General features: G+C 65.9%; 22 protein-coding genes. 10 read left to right on the top strand and 12 right to left on the bottom strand.

Translation table 11 applies throughout. The annotated features are described in order from the left end of the window. Nucleotides 1-3: 3 nt before the first annotated feature. The 5 genes from leuD to AC3RCE_RS18185 form a co-directional block, all read right to left on the bottom strand. Nucleotides 4-654, bottom strand: a complete 651-nt coding sequence (gene leuD, locus AC3RCE_RS18205) for a 3-isopropylmalate dehydratase small subunit (RefSeq protein ID WP_218295564.1) — start codon at nt 652-654, stop codon at nt 4-6. A 13-nt stretch (nt 655-667) separates the two neighbouring features. Beyond that, nucleotides 668-793, bottom strand: a complete 126-nt coding sequence (locus AC3RCE_RS18200) for an entericidin A/B family lipoprotein (protein WP_010463809.1) — start codon at nt 791-793, stop codon at nt 668-670. Nucleotides 794-805: 12 nt separating this feature from the next. Continuing rightward, the gene (gene leuC, locus AC3RCE_RS18195) at nt 806-2,227 is read right to left on the bottom strand and encodes a 3-isopropylmalate dehydratase large subunit (RefSeq protein WP_218295563.1); all 1,422 of its coding nucleotides are present in this window, start codon (nt 2,225-2,227) and stop codon (nt 806-808) included. A 32-nt stretch (nt 2,228-2,259) separates the two neighbouring features. After that, nucleotides 2,260-3,213: a LysR family transcriptional regulator gene (locus AC3RCE_RS18190; RefSeq protein WP_218295562.1), complete on the bottom strand. Its 954-nt coding sequence runs from the start codon at nt 3,211-3,213 to the stop codon at nt 2,260-2,262. A 139-nt stretch (nt 3,214-3,352) separates the two neighbouring features. Then, complete coding sequence (locus AC3RCE_RS18185) at nt 3,353-4,723, bottom strand: MBL fold metallo-hydrolase (protein ID WP_218295561.1); 1,371 nt, start codon at nt 4,721-4,723, stop codon at nt 3,353-3,355. 245 nt (nt 4,724-4,968) lie between these two features. Between AC3RCE_RS18185 and AC3RCE_RS18180 the strand changes: the two genes are divergently transcribed. Then, a complete protein-coding gene (locus tag AC3RCE_RS18180) occupies nt 4,969-5,907 on the top strand; it encodes a lytic transglycosylase domain-containing protein (RefSeq protein ID WP_492253628.1) in 939 nt (312 codons plus the stop codon). A gap of 40 nt (nt 5,908-5,947) precedes the next feature. Here the strand turns inward: AC3RCE_RS18180 and dnaJ are convergent, their stop codons facing one another. The 3 genes from dnaJ to grpE form a co-directional block, all read right to left on the bottom strand. Continuing rightward, on the bottom strand, nt 5,948-7,093 hold the full coding sequence (gene dnaJ / locus AC3RCE_RS18175) for a molecular chaperone DnaJ (RefSeq protein WP_218295559.1): 1,146 nt from the start codon (nt 7,091-7,093) through the stop codon (nt 5,948-5,950). Between the two features lie 89 nt (nt 7,094-7,182). Next, nucleotides 7,183-9,138, bottom strand: a complete 1,956-nt coding sequence (gene dnaK, locus AC3RCE_RS18170; protein ID WP_218295558.1) for a molecular chaperone DnaK — start codon at nt 9,136-9,138, stop codon at nt 7,183-7,185. Nucleotides 9,139-9,232: 94 nt separating this feature from the next. Then, nucleotides 9,233-9,784 carry a nucleotide exchange factor GrpE gene (grpE, locus tag AC3RCE_RS18165; RefSeq protein WP_218295557.1) on the bottom strand — a complete coding sequence of 184 codons (552 nt, stop codon included), beginning with the start codon at nt 9,782-9,784 and terminating at the stop codon, nt 9,233-9,235. Between the two features lie 309 nt (nt 9,785-10,093). Between grpE and rpsF the strand changes: the two genes are divergently transcribed. The 5 genes from rpsF to dnaB all read left to right on the top strand — a co-directional run bounded on the left by rpsF (nt 10,094) and on the right by dnaB (nt 13,214). Beyond that, complete coding sequence (rpsF, locus tag AC3RCE_RS18160; RefSeq protein ID WP_094285575.1) at nt 10,094-10,483, top strand: 30S ribosomal protein S6; 390 nt, start codon at nt 10,094-10,096, stop codon at nt 10,481-10,483. A gap of 15 nt (nt 10,484-10,498) precedes the next feature. Continuing rightward, on the top strand, nt 10,499-10,789 hold the full coding sequence (gene priB / locus AC3RCE_RS18155) for a primosomal replication protein N (RefSeq protein ID WP_492253627.1): 291 nt from the start codon (nt 10,499-10,501) through the stop codon (nt 10,787-10,789). Nucleotides 10,790-10,806: 17 nt separating this feature from the next. After that, a complete protein-coding gene (rpsR, locus tag AC3RCE_RS18150; RefSeq protein WP_005795932.1) occupies nt 10,807-11,088 on the top strand; it encodes a 30S ribosomal protein S18 in 282 nt (93 codons plus the stop codon). Nucleotides 11,089-11,100: 12 nt separating this feature from the next. Next, a complete protein-coding gene (rplI, locus tag AC3RCE_RS18145; protein ID WP_218295555.1) occupies nt 11,101-11,553 on the top strand; it encodes a 50S ribosomal protein L9 in 453 nt (150 codons plus the stop codon). Nucleotides 11,554-11,801: 248 nt separating this feature from the next. Further along, nucleotides 11,802-13,214, top strand: coding sequence for a replicative DNA helicase (dnaB, locus tag AC3RCE_RS18140; RefSeq protein WP_218295554.1), 1,413 nt, complete (start codon nt 11,802-11,804; stop codon nt 13,212-13,214). Between the two features lie 127 nt (nt 13,215-13,341). On the opposite strand, the gene AC3RCE_RS18135 is transcribed toward dnaB, so the two are convergent. The 4 genes from AC3RCE_RS18135 to AC3RCE_RS18120 form a co-directional block, all read right to left on the bottom strand. Further along, nucleotides 13,342-13,728, bottom strand: a complete 387-nt coding sequence (locus AC3RCE_RS18135; RefSeq protein ID WP_492244118.1) for a hypothetical protein — start codon at nt 13,726-13,728, stop codon at nt 13,342-13,344. A gap of 1 nt (nt 13,729) precedes the next feature. After that, on the bottom strand, nt 13,730-15,487 hold the full coding sequence (locus AC3RCE_RS18130) for a PhoH family protein (protein WP_218340131.1): 1,758 nt from the start codon (nt 15,485-15,487) through the stop codon (nt 13,730-13,732). Between the two features lie 190 nt (nt 15,488-15,677). Then, nucleotides 15,678-16,163, bottom strand: a complete 486-nt coding sequence (locus tag AC3RCE_RS18125) for a peroxiredoxin (RefSeq protein WP_184858228.1) — start codon at nt 16,161-16,163, stop codon at nt 15,678-15,680. 236 nt (nt 16,164-16,399) lie between these two features. Continuing rightward, the gene (locus AC3RCE_RS18120; protein ID WP_218295551.1) at nt 16,400-16,771 is read right to left on the bottom strand and encodes an Mth938-like domain-containing protein; all 372 of its coding nucleotides are present in this window, start codon (nt 16,769-16,771) and stop codon (nt 16,400-16,402) included. A gap of 150 nt (nt 16,772-16,921) precedes the next feature. On the opposite strand from AC3RCE_RS18120, the gene AC3RCE_RS18115 reads away from it, so the two are divergent. The 4 genes from AC3RCE_RS18115 (at nt 16,922) to thrC (ending at nt 22,059) form a co-directional block, all read left to right on the top strand. After that, nucleotides 16,922-18,163, top strand: coding sequence for a pyridoxal phosphate-dependent aminotransferase (locus AC3RCE_RS18115; RefSeq protein WP_492253626.1), 1,242 nt, complete (start codon nt 16,922-16,924; stop codon nt 18,161-18,163). A gap of 31 nt (nt 18,164-18,194) precedes the next feature. Then, the gene (locus tag AC3RCE_RS18110) at nt 18,195-19,217 is read left to right on the top strand and encodes a DUF1176 domain-containing protein (protein ID WP_492253625.1); all 1,023 of its coding nucleotides are present in this window, start codon (nt 18,195-18,197) and stop codon (nt 19,215-19,217) included. A gap of 68 nt (nt 19,218-19,285) precedes the next feature. Then, on the top strand, nt 19,286-20,620 hold the full coding sequence (locus tag AC3RCE_RS18105) for a homoserine dehydrogenase (RefSeq protein WP_218295817.1): 1,335 nt from the start codon (nt 19,286-19,288) through the stop codon (nt 20,618-20,620). Then, nucleotides 20,620-22,059, top strand: coding sequence for a threonine synthase (thrC, locus tag AC3RCE_RS18100; protein ID WP_492253624.1), 1,440 nt, complete (start codon nt 20,620-20,622; stop codon nt 22,057-22,059). Before AC3RCE_RS18105 ends, thrC begins: the two co-directional genes overlap by 1 nt. The last annotated feature ends 49 nt before the right edge of the window (nt 22,060-22,108 follow it).

Raw genomic sequence — 22,108 nt, 5'->3', positions numbered from 1 at the left:
GACTCACGACACCATGGTGTGCGCCAGCCAGGGCTTGGTCGCCAGGCGCTCTACTTCAAAGGCCTTGATCTTGTCGGACTGGCGCAGGGTCAGGCCGATGTCGTCAAAGCCGTTGAGCAGGCAGTATTTGCGGAAGGCCTGCACCTCGAACGGGATTTCTTCGCCCTGGGGACGCACGATGACCTGGCGCTCCAGGTCGATGGTGAGCTGGTAGCCGGGGAAGGCCAGCACTTCGTCGAACAGCTGGGCCACCGTGGCCTCGGGCAGCACGATGGGCAGCAGGCCGTTCTTGAAGCAGTTGTTGAAGAAGATGTCGGCGAAGCTGGGCGCGATCACGGCGCGGAAGCCGTACTGGTCCAGCGCCCAGGGCGCGTGCTCGCGGCTGGAGCCGCAGCCGAAGTTCTTGCGCGCCAGCAGCACGGAGGCGCCCGCGTAGCGCGGCTGGTTCAGCACGAAGTCGGGGTTGGGCTTGCGGCTGGCGGGGTCCTGGCCGGGCTCGCCGTGGTCCAGGTAGCGCCACTCGTCGAACAGGTTCACGCCAAAGCCGGTCTTCTTGATCGACTTGAGGAACTGCTTGGGGATGATCGCGTCGGTATCGACGTTCTCGCGGTCCATCGGGGCCACGAGGCCTTTGAGCAAGGTGAATTTCTGCATGGCGTTCTCTGGATTACTTGGCGGCGCGCTCGAGGGCGCCGCCGGCACGCTGTACGTCCTGGCCCACGCCCTTGACGGTGTTGCAGCCAGCCAGCACGAAGGTGATGGCGAGCACGATGAGGGTTGCGGTCTTTTTCATGACAGGGCTCCTTCAGGCAAATTGACGAATGTCCACAAAGTGGCCGTGCACGGCGGCGGCGGCGGCCATGGCGGGGCTCACCAGGTGCGTGCGGCCGCCAGCGCCCTGGCGCCCTTCGAAGTTGCGGTTGCTGGTGCTGGCGCAGCGCTCGCCGGGCTCCAGGCGGTCGGCATTCATGGCCAGGCACATGGAGCAGCCGGGTTCGCGCCACTCAAAGCCCGCGGCCACAAAGATCTTGTCCAGGCCTTCGCGCTCGGCCTGTTCCTTGACCAGGCCCGAGCCGGGCACGACCATGGCCAGCTTCACGTTGCTGGCGACCTTGCGGCCCAGGTTCTTCACCACGGCGGCGGCTTCGCGCATGTCTTCGATGCGGCTGTTGGTGCACGAACCGATGAACACCTTGTCGATGGTGATGTCGTTGATCGGCTTGCCCGGCTGCAGGCCCATGTAGGTCAGCGCGCGCTCGATGGCGCCGCGCTTGTTGGCGTCCTTTTCCTTGTCGGGGTCGGGCACGCGGGCGTCCACGCCCAGCACCATCTCGGGCGAGGTGCCCCAGGTGACCTGCGGCACGATGTCGGCGGCGTCGAGCTTGACGACGGTGTCGAACTTCGCGTCGGCATCCGAATGCAAGGTCTTCCAGTACGCCACGGCCTGGTCCCATTCCACGCCCGTGGGCGAGAGGGGGCGGCCCTTGACGTAGTCAATGGTCTTGTCGTCCACCGCCACCAGGCCCGCGCGCGCGCCGCCTTCGATGGCCATGTTGCACACGGTCATGCGGCCTTCCATGCTCATGGCGCGGAAGACGGAGCCCGCAAACTCGATGGTGTAGCCCGTGCCGCCGGCCGTGCCGATCTTGCCGATGATGGCCAGCACCACGTCCTTGGGGGTCACGCCTTTGGCCAGCGTGCCGTCCACCTGCACTAGCATGTTCTTGGCCTTCTTGGCCAGCAGCGTCTGCGTGGCCATCACGTGCTCGACCTCGCTGGTGCCGATGCCGTGGGCCAGTGCGCCAAATGCGCCGTGGGTGCTGGTGTGGCTGTCGCCGCACACCACGGTCATGCCGGGCAGGGTGGCGCCGTTCTCCGGGCCGATCACGTGCACGATGCCCTGGCGCTTGTGCATGAACGGGAAGAACGCAGCGGGCGAGATCTGCGCCATGTTGTCGTTCAGCGTGGTGATCTGTTCCTTGCTGATCGGATCGGTGATGCCGTCATAGCCTGCCTCCCAGCCCGTCGTCGGCGTGTTGTGGTCGGCCGTGGCCACGATGGAGCTCATGCGCCAGACCTTGCGGCCCGCCTCGCGCAGGCCTTCGAAGGCCTGCGGACTGGTGACTTCGTGCACCAGGTGGCGGTCGATGTAGAGGATGGAAGTGCCGTCCTCTTCGGTGTGGACGACGTGTTCGTCCCAGATCTTGTCGTACAGGGTGCGTCCCATGGGGTGGCTCTCTTCCTTCAGGTGGGGTGATTTTAGTGTTGGGGCCCGGGCGACACGGCCGCGGCGCGGGGAGCAAGGTGCTCCACCAGCAGACGGGCGGTGACGGGCAGGGCGTCGAAATCGCGGGCCACCACGCGCAGCTCGCGGTGGGCCCAGGCGTCCGTCAGTGCAATGGCCTGCAGCCGGCCCACGCCGCGCATGAGCTCAAAGGCGCGGTCGGGCAGCAAGCCCACGCCCAGGCCGCTGTCGATCATCCGGCACATGGCGTCCAGCCCGGTGACCTGGATGCGCTGGCGCAGCGGGCGCCCGGCCGCCGCAGCCGCCGAGCGCATGGCCAGGCTGATGCTGCTGTTGGCATGCAGGCCAACGATGTCCCAGTCCAGGATGTCTTCAAAATTGATAGCGTCACGTCCCGCCAGTTCATGCGCCTGCGGCACAACCAGCACCAGGTTGTCGGCGCGGTACGGGCGGCTTTGCAGTTCCATGGCGCCGTTGCCGCTGGCCATGCTGACATTGCAGATGCCCAGGTCCGCCGCGCCCTCCTGCACGGCATGCAGCACGTCGCTGCTCAGGTGTTCCTGCAGGTCGATCTTGATCTGGCTGTGCTCCCGGGCGAACGCGCCCAGGTCTTCCGGCAGGAACTGGAAGATGGCCGAGATGTTGGCGTGCATGCGCACATGGCCACGCACGCCGTCGGCGTATTCGCTGAGTTCACCCTGCATGCGTTCGAGCCCGAACAGCACGGTGCGCGCGTGGTGCAGCAGGCTTTCGCCCGCGGGCGTCAGCGTGACGCCGCGGCTGTGGCGGTAGAGCAGGGCGGTGTCCACGGCTGTTTCCAGGTCGGACAGGCGCTTGCTCACGGCCGATGCGGCAATGAACTCCCGCTCGGCCGCCCGGCCGATGCTGCCCAGCTCGCACACCGCCACAAACAGCTGCAGCGAGGTCAGGTCGATACGGCGCGCAAAACTGCGCTCGGAGCTTTTCATCGTGTCATTGTCTTCTCGAAAAGAGAAGGTTCTGTATTTTCTTCCTATTATGAATTGGTTGCCATCGTTGTGCGCGATGGCTGGGCTGCCGCTCCGCTGTGACCCCAGCGGGCGGTGCGTGCTCAAGAAGCCGCCGGGCTCAGGCGGCGCAGGTGCTGCCGTGCTCCGGCACCAGGGCGTGCCAGCGCAGTTCGTGTTCGATGCGCTGGCGCAGCATGTCGGCGGCGCCCATTTCTCCGTGCACCACGTACACCTGGTCCGGCGCATGGCCCATGCTGCGCAGCCAGGCGATGAGCTGGTGGCCGTCCGCATGCGCCGAGGCGGACGACAGATGCACCACCTCCGCGCGCACGGCCACGTCCTGGCCGTGGATGCGGATGTTCTTCTCGCCCGCCGCCAGGCGCGCGCCCCGGGTGCCGGGGGCCTGGTGGCCGGTCAGGATGACCATGTTGCGGTGGTCACCCGCGTGCAGCGCCAGGTGGTGCAGCACGCGGCCCCCCGTGGCCATGCCACTGGCCGACAGGATGACCATGGGGCCATGCAGCCTGGCCAGCCCCTTGGATTGTTCGGGCGTCTGGACCATGGTGGCGCCATGCTCCAGCGCCTGCACCTCGCGGCCGCTCAGCCGGTGTTCCTGCATGTGATGCTGGAACAGCCCCGTGGTGCTGACCGCCATGGGGCTGTCCAAAAACACCTTGAGCGAGGCGGGCACCACCCCGCGCGCCTTGAGCTGGCCGATGGCATGCAGGACCACCTGCGCGCGGCCCACGGCGAACACCGGCACCACGGCAATGCCGCCACGGGCCGCCAGGCGCTGCAGGGCGGCACCCAGCTCGCCCTGCAAGTCTTCTGCGGGGTGCTCGCGGTCGCCATAGGTGGACTCGATGAGGACCGTGTCCGCCGGGGGCGGAGCATCGGGCGGGTTCATGAGCAGGTCGTCGGGTCGCCCCAGGTCGCCCGAGAACAGGATGCGGCGGCCCCCCACTTCCAGCAGCACGCTGGCCGCCCCCAGGATGTGGCCTGCGGGGGAAAAGGTCACGCGCCAGCCCGGCAGGGGCTCGAACACCTGGTGGAAGGCATGGACCTGGAACTGCTTGAGGCAGTGCAGTGCGTCGAGCCGGGTGTACAGGGGCAGGGCGGGGGTGTGGCTGCTGAGCTGGTGCCGGTTGAGGTACGCGGCGTCTTCCTCCTGCAGGTGTCCGCTGTCGGGCAGCAGGATGGTGCACAGGTCGCGTGTGGCCGGTGTGCAGTGGATGGCGCGGGCATAGCCGTCGCGGGCCAGCAGGGGCAGGTAGCCGCTGTGGTCCAGGTGCGCATGGGTCAGCACCACCGCATCGATCTGCCGGGGCGTGACTGGCAAGGGCTGCCAGTTGCGCAGGCGCAGCTGCTTGTACCCCTGGAACAGGCCGCAATCGACCAGCAGGCACCTGCCGTTGTGGCGGACCAGGTATTTGGACCCAGTGACCGTGCCGGAGCCGCCCAGGAAGGTGAGGTTGACGTCGTTGTTCATGCCGGATGCTCCTGCGCGATGGTCCTGGGGCCGTGGGGCCGCCCTGGAGGGCGGCAGCGTGGATTTCCATGCTACTTCGCGGGTGGGTGGGTGGGGGCGGCCTGCCGGCGGCTTCTTGCCTCAGATCAAGAAATGGCGACTGGCAATGTTTTCCTGTTGCCATGGGGACTTCGGTGCTACGGTGGGGCATCGCTTCCACTCGGGTGAGCGGTTTTGGGCGGATGTCTCCGCAGGCGGGTTCTGGCATGCAACCCTGGTTTTCCTCTCCAGCGCACGGTCCCGTGCTGGCGGCGGTCCTGATCGCCGCGGGCACGGGTGTGCACGCGCAGGTGCCGGACGAGCCGCCCGAGTGGGCCGACGAGCCCCCCGTGCTGTCGCGCTGGCTGGAAGAGGGCTACGACGCGGAGGTGCGGCGCCAGCCGCACCGCGCCGCCTCGCGGTATTGCGACGCGGCGCGCTATGGCAGCGTGGAGGCGCAGTACCGCCTGGGCCACCTGTTGCTGCGTGGACGTGACGTGGTGCCCGATCCCGCGGCGGCGGCCACCCTGCTCGCCATGGCCGCCCAGCGTGGGCATGAGAAGGCCCGCAGCCTGGCGCAGGGCATGGTGCCCGGCGACCACCTCCCCGACTGCCTCACCACGGGTGAGGCCCCTCGGCTGGAGGTCAGGGACTCCGCCCAGGAGGTGGTGCCGCAGGAGGTGGTGGACCGCTACGTGAGCAACCTGCCGGACGACAAGCGCCGCCACGCGGAACTGGTGCAGCGGCTCGCGCCCCGCTTCGACGTGGACCCACGGCTGGCGCTGGCCATCGTGCGGTCGGAGTCCAACTTCCAGGCCCGTGCGCTGTCGCCCCGCAATGCGCAGGGGCTGATGCAGCTGATTCCGGAGACGGCGGAGCGTTTTGGCGTCCGGGACGCCTGGAGCCCCGAGCAGAACGTGCGGGGCGGGCTGGCCTATCTGCGCTGGCTGCTGGACCGTTTTGCCGGCGATGTCGCCCTGACATCGGCCGCCTACAACGCTGGCGAAAAGGCCGTGGAGCGCCACGGCGGTGTTCCTCCCTATGCGGAGACCCGCGAGTACGTGCGCCGCATCCTGGGTTTTTACCGCTCTGAGCAGCACGAGCGGCCTGTGGCCGGCCCGGCATCGCTGGCGTCGGCGCGCGCAAAAAAACCGCCTGGGCCGTAGATAGGCCGCAGGCGGTTTTTGGCAGGCGCTGGCGCCCGGATCAGCTGAAGAAGTTCTTCAGCCGGTCCGTCCAGCTCTCGCCGCTGGGCGAGTGGCGGGCGCCACCCTTCTTGAGGGAGTCTTCCAGCTCGCGCAACAGCTTGCGCTGGTGCTCGGTGAGCTTGACCGGCGTTTCCACCGCGATGTGGCAGTACAGGTCGCCGGGGTAGCTGGCGCGCACGCCCTTGATGCCCTTGCCGCGCAGGCGGAACTGCTTGCCGGCCTGGGTGCCTTCAGGGATGTCGATGGCCGCCTTGCCCGCGAGCGTGGGCACCTCGATCTCGCCGCCCAGCGCCGCCGTGATGAAGCTCACGGGCACCTGGCAGTGCAGGTCGTCGCCGTCGCGCTCGAAGATGTCGTGCTTCTTCAGGCGGATCTCGATGTACAGGTCGCCGGGCGGGCCGCCGTTGGTGCCTGGTTCGCCGTTGCCCGTGCTGCGGATGCGCATGCCGTCGTCGATGCCGGCGGGGATCTTCACTTCCAGCGTCTTTTGCTTCTTGAGCTTGCCCTGGCCGTGGCAGGTGGTGCAGGGTTCGGGAATGATCTTGCCCGTGCCGCGGCAGTGCGGGCAGGTCTGCTGCACGCTGAAGAAGCCCTGGCGCATCTGCACCGTGCCCGCGCCCTGGCAGGTGCCGCAGGTCTTGGCGCTGGTGCCGGGCTTGGCGCCGCTGCCGTGGCAGGTGTCGCAGCTTTCCCACGAGGGGATGCGGATCTGCGCATCCTTGCCGCGCGCCGCTTCTTCCAGGGTGATCTCCATGGCGTAGCTGAGGTCGCTGCCCCGGTACACCTGGCGTCCGCCAGCACCGCGCCCACGCCCGCCCTGCTGGCCGAACATGTCGCCGAAGATGTCGCCGAAGGCCTCGGCGAACCCGCCGAAGCCTTCCGCGCCCGGGCCCCCGGGGCCGCGCATGTTGGGGTCCACCCCGGCATGGCCGTACTGGTCATACGCGGCCCGCTTTTGCGGGTCGGAGAGCATCTCGTAGGCCTCCTTGGCCTCCTTGAATTTCTCTTCGGCAGGCTTGGCCGCATCCCCCTGGTTGCGGTCAGGGTGGTGCTTCATCGCCAGCTTGCGATAGGCCTTCTTGATTTCTTCGTCCGAGGCGTTCTTGGGAACGCCCAGGATTTCGTAAAAGTCTCGTTTGGACATGGTCTTTCTGAGCCCGGTTGGAACAGGAACGCCGCGCAAGCCCCCCTGTCAGGAAACTCGCGCGGCGGCTCGGGTCAAACGGGGCGTGTTCAGCCCTTCTTGACTTCCTTCACCTCGGCATCGACCACGTTGTCGTCGTCGGGCTTGCTGCTGGAGGAGGACGATGCCTGCTGACCACCCGATGCGTCGCCCGCACCGGCGCCGGCTGCCGCCTGCGCTGCCTGTGCGTCGGCATACATCTTCTCGCCCAGCTTCTGGCTGGCGGCCATCAGGGCCGTGGTCTTTTCGTCAATCGCGGCCTTGTCCTCGCCCTTGAGGACTTCTTCCAGCGCCTTCACGGCGGCGGTGATCGCGTCCTTCTCGCCCGCGTCGAGCTTGTCGCCGTGTTCGGCCAGGCTCTTGTTCACGCTGTGCACGGCGGCCTCGCCCTGGTTGCGGGCCTGCACCAGCTCCAGCTTCTTCTTGTCGTCGGCGGCGTTGAGCTCGGCGTCCTTCACCATCTGCTGGATTTCTTCTTCCGACAGGCCGGAGTTGGCCTTGATGGTGATCTTGTTTTCCTTGCCCGTGCCCTTGTCCTTGGCGCCCACGTGCAGGATGCCGTTGGCGTCGATGTCGAACGACACCTCGATCTGCGGCACGCCGCGCGATGCGGGTGGAATGCCTTCCAGATTGAACTCGCCCAGCAGCTTGTTGCCTGTGGCCATCTCACGCTCGCCCTGGTAGACCTTGATGGTCACGGCGGGCTGGTTGTCGTCAGCCGTCGAGAAGGTCTGCGCGAACTTCGTCGGGATGGTCGTGTTCTTCGTGATCATCTTGGTCATCACGCCGCCCAGCGTCTCGATGCCCAGCGACAGTGGCGTCACGTCCAGCAGCAGCACGTCCTTGCGGTCGCCCGAGAGCACCTGGCCCTGGATGGCGGCGCCCACGGCCACGGCTTCGTCGGGGTTCACGTCCTTGCGGGGTTCCTTGCCGAAGAATTCCTTGACCTTCTCCTGCACCTTGGGCATGCGCGTCATGCCGCCCACCAGGATCACGTCATGGATGTCGGAGACCGACACGCCAGCGTCCTTGATCGCCATGCGGCAGGGGGCGATGGTGCGCTCGATCAGCTCTTCCACCAGCGCTTCGAGCTTGGAGCGCGTGAGCTTGATGTTCAGGTGCTTCGGGCCCGAGGCATCGGCGGTCACGTAGGGCAGGTTGATGTCGGTCGAGGCCGAGTTCGACAGCTCGATCTTGGCCTTCTCGGCCGCTTCCTTCAGACGCTGCAGGGCCAGAACGTCGTTCTTGAGGTTGACGCCCGACTCCTTCTTGAACTCGTCAATGATGTAGTCGATGATGCGCTGGTCGAAGTCTTCGCCGCCCAGGAAGGTGTCGCCGTTGGTCGACAGAACTTCGAACTGCTTTTCGCCGTCCACGTCGGCGATTTCGATGATGGACACGTCGAACGTGCCGCCACCCAGGTCATACACGGCGATCTTGCGGTCGCCCTTTTCCTGCTTGTCCAGGCCGAAGGCCAGTGCCGCGGCGGTGGGCTCGTTGATGATGCGCTTGACGTCCAGGCCGGCGATGCGGCCGGCGTCCTTGGTGGCCTGGCGCTGTGCGTCGTTGAAGTACGCGGGCACGGTGATGACGGCTTCCGTCACGGGCTCGCCCAGGTAGTCCTCGGCCGTCTTCTTCATCTTGCGCAGGATGTCGGCGGACACCTGCTGGGCCGACAGCTTGTTGCCGCGCACTTCGATCCAGGCGTCGCCGTTGTCGGCCGCCACGATCTTGTAGGGCATCAGGTCGATGTCCTTTTGCACTTCCTTCTCGGTGAACTTGCGGCCGATCAGGCGCTTGACGGCGTACAGCGTGTTCTTGGGGTTGGTCACGGCCTGGCGCTTGGCCGAGGCGCCGACGAGGATCTCGCCGTCTTCCTGGTAGGCCACGATGGAGGGCGTGGTCCGCGCGCCTTCGCTGTTCTCGATCACGCGCGTCGTGTTGCCTTCCATGATGGACACGCAGCTGTTGGTGGTACCGAGGTCAATGCCGATGATTCTTCCCATGATTTTTCTCCGAATGCTGGAATGGTTTGGATGGCTAGTAACTTGTGGATAACTCGTGGGGGTTCAAGTCATCCGTGCTGATTTATTTGAGGATTTACTTCGGGGCCGCAACGGTGACAAGCGCCGGGCGCAGCACGCGCTCGGCGATCACATAGCCCTTTTGCAGCACGGCCACGACGGTATTGGCTTCCTGCTCGGCAGGCACCACGCTGATGGCCTGGTGCTGGTGGGGGTCGAACTTGGCGCCGGCGGCGGGGTTGATGGCCAGCACCTTGTTGCGCTCCAGGGCCGAGGTCAGCTGGCGCAGGGTGGCGTCGGCGCCCTCGCGCAGCTGCTGGGGCGTGGCTTCCTTGATGGCCAGCGCGGCATCCAGGCTGTCGGCCACGGGCAGCAGGCTTTCGGCAAAGCTCTCGATGCCGAATTTCCGCGCCTTGGAGACCTCGTCTTCGGCGCGGCGGCGGGCGTTCTCGGCCTCGGCCTTGGCACGCAGGAACTGGTCGGCCAGGTCAGCGCTCTTGGCCTTGAGTTCGGCCAGCTCGCCCTGCAGCCGCGCCAGCTCGTCGGAGGCGTGGGCTGCCATGGCGGCTTCAACTTCTTCGGGGGCGGGGGCGCTCTGTGGGGGGATGGGTTGGCTGGTGTCTGACATGTCGTGGTCTAAAAGTGGATAAACAAACAGTAGTACGCGCGGGAGGTGGGGACATGCCCGCGCATTTCAAGGTCCGGCGAAGGGGCATGTGGCTGTGGGCCCATGCCCGGCGTGTTTTGCTGTAAAGCATGTCGTCCCGCCCGGCGGATTTGCAAGGGCCAGGGCGCGACAAGGCCGCATTTTCGGGAGGGATGCCGCTCTTGGAAAGCTCCTGAGTGTACAAGCGGCCAGGAGCGGGCTATAATTGCCGGCTTTGCCTTGCCACACTGCTCACGACGCAGCAGGTGGTCTTACCCAAAAGGAGTATGCATGCGTCATTACGAAATCATTTTGTTGATCCATCCGGATCAAAGCGAACAGGTTCCAGCCATGCTGGAGCGCTACAAGGGCATGATCACCGCTGGCGGTGGCAAGGTGCACCGCGTGGAAGACTGGGGCCGCCGTCAACTGGCGTACCTGATCAACAAGCTGGCCAAGGCCCACTACCTGTGCGTGAACATCGAAGCCGACCAGGCCGTGATGGCTGAACTGGAGCACGCCTTCAAGTTCAACGACGCCGTGCTGCGCCACCTGACGGTTCAGAAGAAGAAGGCCGATACCGGTCCGTCTTCCATGATGAAGACCGTCGAGCGCGAAGAAGCCCGCAAGGCCAGCCAAGCTGAATACGCTGCGGCCGGCGGCGAGCGCGGCGAGCGCTGATCCTTCCTCGTTGGAGTGGAGAACCGCGTTGTCTTGACCGCCTGTATCGCAGATGCTGAACCCTTGCGCTACACGCCCGCCGGATTGCCTGCCATCGCCCTGCGGCTCGAACACGAGTCCCAGCAAACCGAAGCAGGCCATCCCCGCGAGGTCAAGGCCACCATGAAAGCCGTCGCCTTTGGTGCGATGGCCGAGCGCCTGGCAAGGCAGAACATCGGAAGTCTCTGGACTTTCAGTGGATTCCTCGCCACACCGCGCAATGGCAAGAACGCAGTGCTCCACATCCAGGATATTCAACAAAATTAATTTGCAAGGGGTCCGCAATGGCCACGTTCAAGAAGTTCAACAAAGACAAGCGCCCAAAGCGCAACACCCAGTCCCTGCTGTTCAAGCGCAAGCGCTTTTGCCGCTTCACGGTGACGGGTGTTGAAGAAATCGACTACAAGGATGTCGACACGCTGCGCGATTTCATCGCCGAAAACGGCAAGATCATCCCCGCGCGCCTGACCGGCACGCGCGCCATCTTCCAGCGTCAGCTGAACACCGCCATCAAGCGCGCCCGCTTCCTGGCCCTGGTGCCTTACAGCGACCAGCACAAGATCTAAGGAGCACAACCCATGCAAATCATCCTGCTCGACAAGGTTGTGAACCTCGGCAACCTCGGCGAAATCGTCAAGGTCAAGGACGGCTACGCCCGCAACTTCCTGATCCCCGCTGGCCGCGCCCGCCGTGCCACCGAAGCTGCCAAGGCAGAATTCGAAGCCAAGCGCGCTGAACTCGAAAAGGCAGCTGCCGCCAAGCTGGCAGAAGCCCAGGCCCAAGGCGAGAAGCTGGCTGGCACCACCGTCAAGCTGACGCAAAAGGCTGGCGTGGACGGCCGTCTGTTTGGTTCCGTGACCAACCACGACATCGCCGAAGAGCTGAACAAGCAAGGCTACAAGGTCGCGAAGTCGCAGATCCGCCTGCCCAACGGCCCTATCAAGGTCGTGAGCGAAAGCACCGTGAACGTTGCTCTGCACACCGATGTGGTGGTGGAAGTGACCGTGTCGGTCTACGGCGAGACCGCCTGATCGGCCATTTCCGGCCCTGGAGCTGGAATGTCGCAAGGCCGCCTTCGGGCGGCCTTTGTTTTTTGGCCCCACTGCGCCATACAGGCTTGCCCACCGGCTGCCCACCCGTTATCCACAGACTTGTGCCATGACGGCGCGCCGTGCGCACGCTAGCATGCAAGGCTTGCCGTGCGCTGCGGTTTGCCGCCGGACCACGCGCCCAGCCGGCCGTCGGCGCATCCCTTTCCGCTTTCAAGAAACTGTTGCCCATGTCCGCCGTCTTTCCTGCCCTTGATGATGGCTTCACGCCCGTGCCCGACCGTGAAGTGGCGCAGCTGCGCGTGCCGCCGCACTCCATCGAGGCCGAATCCAGCGTGCTCGGCGGCCTGCTGCTGGACAACAACGCCTGGGACCGCGTGGGCGACCTGCTGGTGGAGAGCCACTTCTACCGGCACGAGCACCAGATGGTGTATTCGGCCATCGGTGCGCTGATCAATGCCAGCAAGCCGGCCGACGTCATCACCGTCTTCGAGCACCTGCAGAACCAGGGCAAGGCGCAGGAAATGGGCGGGCTGGCCTACCTGAACAACCTGGCCCAGTACGTACCCAGCGCCAGCAACATCCGCCGCTATGCGGAGATCGTGCGTGAGCGCGCCATCCTGCGCAAGCTGGTCACGGCCAGCGATGAAATCTCCACCAATGCGTTCAACCCGCAGGGCAAGACGGTCGAGCGCATCCTGGACGAGGCCGAGGCCAAGATCTTTGCGATCGGGGAGGAGGGTTCCCGCACCAAGCAGGGCTTCCAGTCGCTCGACACCCTGGTGATCGACCTGCTCGACCGGGTGCAGGAGATGGCGGACAACCCGGTGGACGTGACCGGCGTTCCCACCGGCTTTGCCGACCTGGACCGCATGACCTCGGGCCTGCAGGCGGGCGACATGGTGGTGCTGGCGGCGCGTCCGTCCATGGGCAAGACCTCGTTCGCGGTGAACATCGCCGAGCACGTGGCGCTCAACGAAGGCTTGCCGGTCGCCATCTTCTCGATGGAAATGGGCGCCGCCCAGCTGGCGGTGCGTATCGTGGGTTCCATCGGCCGCGTGAACCAGGGCAACCTGCGCACGGGCAAGCTGACCGACGACGAGTGGCCCCGCCTGACCGAGGCGATCGAAAAGCTGCGCACCGTGTCGCTGCACATCGACGAGACGCCGGGCCTGACACCTGGCGAGCTGCGCGCGAACGCCCGGCGCCTCGCGCGCCAATGCGGCAAGCTCGGACTGATCGTGGTGGATTACCTGCAGCTCATGAGCGGCTCGGGGGCCGGCAGCTCCGACAACCGTGCCACTGAGCTGGGCGAAATCTCCCGGGGCCTCAAGATGCTGGCCAAGGAACTGCAGTGCCCGGTGATCGCGCTGTCGCAGCTCAACCGCTCGGTGGAGCAGCGCACCGACAAACGCCCCATGATGTCCGACCTGCGCGAATCCGGCGCCATCGAGCAGGATGCCGACATCATCATGTTCATCTACCGCGACGACTACTACAACAAGGACTCGAAGGAGCCCAACGTCGCGGAGGTCATCATCGGCAAGCAGCGGAACGGCCCCACCGGCACCGTGAAACTGTTCTTCCAGAAGAACCAGACGCGTTTCGAGAACCTGGCGATGGGCTCGGGCGACGATTTCTAATAAAAATAGCTGCCAGCGCTTGTTGTATAAGCGCTGGCAGCTATTGAATTGATAGCGTTCTCTCAGTGCCCGGGTGAGGGGACTGTGCAACGCCTGCGTGGCTGCTGACGTTGTGTGGTGGTTGCCCTTACTGTCGCAGCGCCCACACCAGCAAGCCAGCGCAGCCGGCCGCCAGAACACCCATGGCCACCGTGAGCCGCCGGTGGCGCTGGCGCAGCACTTCCACCGCCTGCACCACCTGGGCGTTCTGTTCGGCCAGGGACTGGATCAGCACCGCTGATTCCTGCTGCTCCTGCTCCAGCCGCGCGACGCGGTCCCGCAGATGCTGCAACTGCAGCGCGACCGGAATGGCGGGCTCGCCGCCGGCACCCTCGAGTGCACCTGCCGCAGCATCGGCATTCCCTTTTTGCGTGGTGCCCAGCAGCTTCCTGGCCGCCTGCAGGATCTGGGGCGTCGCCTCGATGACGTCGCCCCAGGGCACCAGTTTCAGTGCCGCGACCCAGCCCGCCGCCAACTCAGAGCACCTCGCTGGCGAAGTCCGCCAGGCGCGAGCGCTCGCCGCGCGCCAGCGTGATGTGCCCGCTGTGTGGCCAGCCCTTGAAGCGGTCCACGGCGTAGGTCAGGCCTGACGAGCCTTCGGTGAGGTAGGGCGTGTCGATCTGCGCCAGATTGCCCATGCAGATGATCTTGGTGCCGGGGCCGGCCCGGGTGATCAGCGTCTTCATCTGCTTGGGCGTCAGGTTCTGTGCCTCGTCGATGATCACGTACTTGTTCAGGAAGGTGCGCCCGCGCATGAAGTTCATGCTCTTGATCTTGATGCGGCTGCGGATGAGTTCGTTGGTGGCGGCGCGGCCCCACTCGCCCGCATTGCCGCCGTCGCCCTTGGCCAGGAACTCCAGGTTGTCGTCCAGCGCGCCCATCCAGGGGCCCATCTTTTCCTCCTCGGTGCCGGGCAGGAAGCCGATGTCCTCGCCCACGCTCACCGTGGCGCGGGTCATGATGATCTCGGTGTAGCGGCGGTCGTCCAGCACCTGGGTCAGGCCCGCGGCCAGGGCCAGCAGGGTCTTGCCGGTGCCCGCCGTGCCCGTCAGGGTCACGAAGTCGATCTCGGGGTCCATGAGCAGGTTCATGGCGTAGTTCTGCTCGCGGTTGCGCGTGGTCACGCCCCACACCGCGTGCTTGGCCGAGCCGTAGTCCTTGAGCGTCTGCAGCACCGCCGTCTTCTCGCGGATCTCGCTCACGCGGGCGAACAGGCTGGGCTCGCCGGGCGCTTCGAAGTACACGAACTGGTTGATCATCAGCTGCGGCACGATGGGCCCGCCGATGCGGTAGTAGGTGTGCGCGCCGCTTTGCCAGCTTTCGACGTTCTTGCCGCTCTTGGCCCAGAAGTCCGGGGGCAGGGCCAGCACACCGGCGTAGAGCAGGTCGCCGTCCTCCAGCGTCTTGTCGTTCTGGTAGTCCTCCGCCGTCAGGCCCAGCGCGCGCGCCTTCACGCGCATGTTGATGTCCTTGGACACCAGCACCACTTCACGCGGGGCGTGCAGCTTGCGCAGGGCCTCGACCACGCCCAGGATCTGGTTGTCGGCCTTGCCCGGTGGCAGGCTGGTGGGCAGGCTGTAGTCCAGGGGCGCGGTCTGGAAATACAGGCAGCCGCCGGCCGCGCGCTGCCCCGTGGAGTCAAGTTTCAGGCCGCGCGCGATGTCGGCGCCTTGTGCGGCTGCCAGCGCATCCAGCGTGCGGCTGGCCTGGCGGCCATTGCGGGCCACTTCGGTCATGCCCTTCTTGTGGCCGTCGAGTTCTTCCAGCACGATCATCGGCAGGAAGATGTCGTGTTCCTCGAAGCGGAACAGGCTGGTCGGGTCGTGCAGCAGGACGTTGGTGTCCAGCACGAAGAGCTTGGTGGGACCTTGCGGCGCGGACTTTCTGCCGCGCGTGCTGGCGGGTGCGGCAGCAGCGCCGGCCGCCACGGAGTTGCCGCCGGTGGTGCGTGCCTTGCGGGTGCTGGTCGGGCGGGAGGCGGGCACGGCTGCGGGCTCCGGCGCGCGGGAGCGGGTCTCCACCTGGACAAGGGGTGCCGTGCTCGGTGCGGCCGTGGCCGAAGCCACGCTGTCCGCCTTGCGCCCCGAGCGGGCAGCGGGTGTGGCCGCACGTGCTGGTGGCGCCACAACGGGTTCATTGGCGGAGGCTTGCGACACCCGGGGGCGGGCTGCGACTTCAAAGGCTTCTGGCGCGAGGAGTGCGGCGCGCCGGCTGGGGGCGGGGGGCAGGGGCATGGTGGCGGGGCCTCGGTCGGTAATGGGAAAGACGGTCAGAAAGCAAAAAGCCGCCTGGAGACCAAGGCGGCTTTGGGGTGGCAGGGGGCAGGCGTTGCGGTAACCAGGGGCATAAATCCATTATGCCTACTCGCGATGTCTTGCCTGGGCAAAACCAGCGGGTTGTCGCTTTGAAGCCCCAAGGTGCGGATCAGGCGGCTTTTTTCAGGGCCTTGATGGATTTGACGGCCTTCAGGACTTCGTCCACGTGGCCCGGCACTTTCAGGCCGCGCCACTCTTGCACCAGCAGGCCATCGGGGCCGATCAGGAAGGTGCTGCGCTCGATGCCCTTGACCTTCTTGCCGTACATGATCTTGTTCTTGACCACGCCGAACATGTGGCACATCTTCTCTTCGGTGTCGGCGATCAGTTCGAAGGGCAGTTCCAGCTTTTCCTTGAAATCGTCGTGCGACTTCATGTTGTCGCGCGAAACGCCGAACACCGCGGCGCCTGCCTTCACGAAGTCCTTGTACTTGTCGCGGAACTGCATGGCCTCCGTCGTGCAGCCAGGCGTGTTGTCCTTGGGATAGAAGTAGAGAACCAGAATCTGGCCAAGGTGGGAGGTATTGGAAACCTTGATACCACCGGTTGCGTTGGCTTCAAATTCAGGGAGGGGTTTGTTGACAACGATCGCCATATCACTTCAATCTCTCAGGATGTAGTCGTTGGTAAGCCGGGGGAGCGGGTGTGTTATTGCTCTTGGAAGTGCCCCCGACCGCAACCGGTGATTTTACCCCGAAATCGATTGCCAGCCAAATGTAAGACAGTGTGTCCGCGTCGGCGTCTGCGGGTATGGAGGGAGGGGCTGCCGGGGCGCTGCGGGGCTGGGGAGCCGGGTCTCCGCCGGCGGGCGGCCTGCCCTCTGGCGGCGTTTCAGTCTTCCAGGATCAGCGCGGCCACCACGTTGCGGCCTTCGCTGGCCAGGATGTTGTAGGTGCGGCAGGCCGCGGGCGTGTCCATGGTCTCCAGGCCCAGCCTCCGCGCAATGAGGGGGGCGAGCCAGGCCGGCGGCGGAAAGCGGTTGCGCGTGCCGCTGCCGAAGATGATGAGTTCCGTCTCCAGCTGCGCCAGCTGCGCGAAGTGTTCCGGCGTCAGGTCTTCGAAGCGGGCACACGGCCACGCCTGGCGCAATCCGCCAGACCCCACGATGACGCTGTGGGTGATCTTTTCCGCGTCGATGCCGATCCAGCCGGGGCCGTAGCCGCTGATGGTCTGTGCGTTCGAGCGGTCGGGCTGGAATTTCATGGGCGTTGGTGCGGGTTGCAGGCGCTGGCGCAGCGGGTGCGCAAGGGCGCACGGCCCGGCAGCGGTGGTGATCTGTGGTCAAATTATAGGTTTCGCCAAGGTGCCAGCCGCTCTGGCCGCCACCTGACCCCACTGCACCACCGTCAGCGCATGAAAACCGTCCAAAAATCCGCCAAGCTCGCCAACGTCTGCTACGACATCCGGGGGCCCATCATGGACGCGGCCAAGCAGATGGAGGAAGACGGCCACAAGATCATCAAGCTCAACATCGGCAACCTGGCCGTGTTCGGCTTCGATGCGCCCGAGGAAATCCAGCTGGACATGATCCGCAACCTGCCCAATTCGGCGGGTTACTCGGACAGCAAGGGCATCTTCGCGGCGCGCAAGGCGGTGATGCACGAGACGCAAAAGCAGGGCATCAAGGGCGTGATGCTCGATGACATCTACCTGGGCAACGGCGCCAGCGAACTCATCGTGATGGCCACCAATGCGCTGCTGGACAACGGCGACGAGCTGCTGCTGCCGTCACCCGACTACCCGCTGTGGACGGCGGCCGCCAGCCTGTCGGGCGGTACGCCCGTGCACTACCTGTGCGACGAGGCCAATGGCTGGATGCCGGACCTCGATGACATCCGCGCGAGGATCACGCCCCGCACCAAGGGCATCGTGGTCATCAACCCGAACAATCCCACGGGCGCGCTGTATTCGGACGAGCTGCTCAAGGGCATCGTGGCCATCGCGCGCGAGCATGGCCTGGTGATCTTTGCCGACGAGGTGTACGACAAGGTGCTGTACGACGGCGCCAGGCACACGGCCATTGGCTCGCTGAGCGAGGACGTGCTCACGCTCACCTTCAATTCGCTGTCCAAGAGCTACCGCTCCTGCGGCTACCGCGCCGGCTGGCTGGTGGTGTCGGGCGACAAGAAGCCCGCCAGGGACTACATCGAGGGCCTGAACATGCTCTCGAACATGCGCCTGTGCGCCAACGTGCCGGGCCAGTGGGCGGTGCAGACGGCGCTGGGCGGCTACCAGAGCATCAACGAGCTGGTGAACGAAGGCGGGCGCCTGCGCAAGCAGCGTGATCTGGCGTATGAGCTCATCACCGCCATCCCCGGCGTCACCTGCGTGAAGCCGCGTGCGGCGCTGTACATGTTTCCTCGCCTGGACCCTGCGGTCTATCCCATCGCGGACGACCAGCAGTTCTTCCTGGAGCTTCTGCAGGAGACCAAGGTCATGCTGGTGCAGGGCACGGGCTTCAACTGGGCAGCGCCGGACCATTTCCGCATCGTGTTCCTGCCCCACGAAGACGACCTGCGCGACGCCATCGGCCGCGTGGCGCGCTTCCTGGAGCAATACCGCAAGCGCGCGCAGGCGGCTTCGGTGGCCGCATGAGGCGGCGCGCCGCCGCGTGAAGGCCTGCTCCATGCGCATCCGCTCAGCTGCCTGCCGCACCGGGGTGTTCCTGGCGTATGCGCTGGCGCTCGCCGCCGCATTCCTGCCGCCTGCGCAGGCGGATGGCAAGGGCGCCGTCAGCTTCCAGCACAAGGACTGGGCCCTGCAATGCGACAACACCCTCGCCTGCCGCGCCGTGGGCTACCAGTCCGAGTCCGGCGACTCCGGGCCCGTCTCCATCCTCCTGGTGCGCGAAGCCGGGCCCGGCACGCCGGTGCGGGCCGATCTGCAGGTGTCCACGGAAAAAGCCAGCCCCGCCGCGCTGCACCTCAAGGTGGGCAGGCTGTCGCTGCCCGGGCTGAAAGGCGACGCCCCGCAGGTGCCCGCGGACCAGGTGCCCCGCCTGCTGCAGGAACTGCTCAAGAATGAAGAGGCCACCGTGAGCGCTGGCAAGGAACAGTGGACGCTCTCGCTCGCCGGGGCCAGTGCCGTGCTGCTCAAGATGGACGAGGCCCAGGGCCGCGTGGGCACCCCGGGCGCGCTGGTGCGCCGTGGCACGCGGCCCGAGTCTTCCGTCCTGCCACCCGTGCCGGCCCCGGTGGTCAAGGCCGTGAGCCCGCTGCCCACGCGCCCGGGGGATGCCGCCCTGGCCAAGCCCCTGCTCGCGGCGCTGGACCGTGCCAGCGTGGAAGACCAGTGCAATGGCGACCCGTTCAACCCGGCCAATGCGCAGGTGCACCGCCTGACGGAGCGCAAGGTGCTGCTGTCCTTGCCCTGCGGCATGGGAGCCTACAACTTCAGCAGCCTGCTCTGGATCGCCAGCGACCGGCCTCCCCACAAGCCAGTGTTCCTGGCCGATGTGGACGGGGACTTCGACCCCGCCACGGGCAGCGTGCATTCGGCGATGAAAGGGCGCGGCATCGGCGACTGCTGGTGGGTGCGCCAGTGGCAGTTCGATGGCCAGGGCTTTGTGCTGGCCAGCGAATCCGGAGACAGCATGTGCCGTGGATTTGCCGGTGGCGCATGGCAATTGCCCACCTATGTCACGCGGTGATCCTGGTGCTGCACCCCATCGCTTCCTGGTTCCTTTAAAAAATCCTTAGTTACTCCACCACCATGGCTATGAAACCCATCCAAGTAGGCCTTCTGGGCATCGGCACCGTCGGCAGCGGCGTATTCAACGTGTTGCAACGCAACCAGGACGAGATCAGCCGCCGCGCTGGCCGTGGCATCGAGATCACCATGGTGGCCGATCTGGACGTGGAGCGTGCCAGATCGGTCGTGGGCGCCGGCATCCAGGTCGTCAACGATGCCCGCGCCGTCATCGCCAACCCCGAGATCGACATCGTCATCGAGCTCATCGGGGGTTATGGCATCGCCCGCGCACTGGTGCTCGAGGCCATCGCGGCCGGCAAGCACGTGGTCACCGCCAACAAGGCACTGCTGGCCGTGCACGGCACCGAGATCTTCGCGGCCGCATCGGCCAAGGGCGTGATGGTGGCCTTCGAGGCCGCCGTGGCCGGGGGCATCCCCATCATCAAGGCGCTGCGCGAAGGCCTCACCGCCAACCGCATCCAGTGGATCGCGGGCATCATCAACGGCACCACCAACTTCATCCTGTCCGAGATGCGCAGCAAGGGCCTGGACTTCGACGTGGTGCTCAAGGAAGCCCAGCGCCTGGGCTACGCCGAGGCCGACCCCACCTTCGACATCGAAGGCGTGGATGCCGCGCACAAGGTCACGCTGATGAGCGCCATCGCCTTCGGCATCCCGGTGCAGTTCGACAAGGCTTATGTCGAAGGCATCACCAAGCTCGGTGCCGCCGACATCAGGTACGCCGAGCAACTGGGCTACCGCATCAAGCTCCTGGGCATCACCAAGCGCGCCGACAAGGGCATCGAACTGCGCGTGCACCCGAGCCTGGTGCCTTCCAAGCGCCTCATTGCCAACGTGGAGGGCGCCATGAACGCCGTGGTGGTGCAGGGGGATGCCGTGGGCACCACGCTGTACTACGGCAAGGGCGCGGGCAGCGAGCCCACCGCCAGCGCCGTGATCGCCGATCTGGTGGACATCGCCCGCCTGCACACGGCCGACCCCGAGCACCGCGTGCCGCATCTGGCCTTCCAGCCGCACACGCTGACCGACGCCATGGGCGCGTCGCCGGTACTGCCCATGAGCGAAGTGGTTACCAGCTACTACCTGCGCTTGCGCGTGGCCGACCAGGCCGGCGTGCTCGCCAAGGTCACGGGCCTGCTGGCCGAGGCGGGCGTGAGCATCGACGCGGTGCTGCAGCGCGAGGCCGATGAAGTGGGCGGCGAAGGCTCCACCCAGACCGACCTCATCATCCTCACGCACGACACCCGCGAAGGCACCATGGACGCCGTCATCGCCCAGATGCAGGCCCTGCCCACGGTGCTGGCGCCCATCACGCGCATCCGCAAAGAGGAACTGAACTGATGCTGTACATCTCCACCCGCGGCCATGCCGACCGCAAGCATTTCTGCGACATCCTGCTCGAAGGCCTGGCCCCCGATGGCGGCCTGTACCTGCCCGAGCACTACCCGCAGGTCAACGACGCCATGCTCACGCGCCTGCGCAAGGCCTACCACGAGCAGGGCTACGCCGAGCTGGCCTTCCAGATCCTGTCGCTGTACATCGACGACATCCCTGCCGCCGATCTGAAAGCCATCTGCGCCAAGACGTACACCGCCGAAGTCTTCGGCACGGGCGAGATCGTGCCCCTGCGCCACCTCGAGGACGGCCTGTGGCTCGAAGCCCTGTCCAACGGCCCCACGCTGGCCTTCAAGGACATGGCCATGCAGCTCCTGGGAAATCTGTTCGAGTACGAACTGAACCGCCGTGGCGAAGAGCTCAACATCCTGGGTGCCACGAGTGGCGACACCGGAAGCGCGGCCGAGTACGCCATGCGCGGCAAGAAGGGCGTGCGCGTCTTCATGACCAGCCCTCACGGCCGCATGAGCGTCTTCCAGCAGGCGCAGATGTTCAGCCTGCAGGACGAGAACATCCACAACATCGCCATCGAAGGCGTGTTCGACGACTGCCAGGACATCGTCAAGGCCGTCTCGAACGACCTGGCCTTCAAGCGCAAGTACAAGATCGGCACCGTCAATTCCATCAACTGGGCGCGCCTGCTGGCGCAGGTGGTGTACTACTTCGCGGGTTACATCCAGGCCACGGAGAACAACAGCCAGAAGGTCAGCTTCACGGTGCCTTCGGGCAACTTCGGCAACGTCTGCGCCGGCCATGTGGCGCGCATGATGGGCCTGCCGATCGACAAGCTGGTGGTGGCCACCAACGAGAACGACGTGCTCGACGAGTTCTTCCGCACTGGTGCGTATCGCGTGCGCGCCGCGGCCGATACACACGAAACATCGAGCCCCTCGATGGACATCAGCAAGGCCAGCAACTTCGAGCGGTTCATCTTCGACCTGCTGGGCCGCAACGGCCAGCGCACGAACGCGTTGTTTGCCAAAGCACTGCCCGCATATGGCCGGTTCGATTTGAGCGCCGACCCGCTGTTTGCCGAGGCCGCCACCAAGTACGGCTTTGAAAGCGGCAAGAGCACCCATGCCGACCGCCTGGCCACCATCAAGGACAACTATGAGCGCCATGGCGTCACCATCGACACCCACACGGCCGATGGCGTGAAGGTGGCGCGCGAACACCACCAGGACGCCACGGTGCCCATGATCGTGCTGGAGACCGCGCTGCCCATCAAGTTCGCCGAGACCATCGTCGAAGCCCTGGGCCATGCGCCCGAGCGGCCCGCCAAGTTCGCGGGCATCGAAGACCTGCCCAAGCGGGTGCACGTCATGCCTGCCAACGTGCAGTTGGTGAAGCAATACATCGAGCGCCACTGCGCGCCAGCCCTGTAGGCGGGTGGCCAGACAATCCAGGGACGTTGTGCTGCTGCGCAGGCGGTGG

The organism is Acidovorax sp. GW823-FHT05D11, assembly GCF_058795695.1.
The sequence above is the reverse complement of the archived record's forward strand: the minus strand, read 5'-3'. Positions and strand labels throughout refer to the sequence as shown.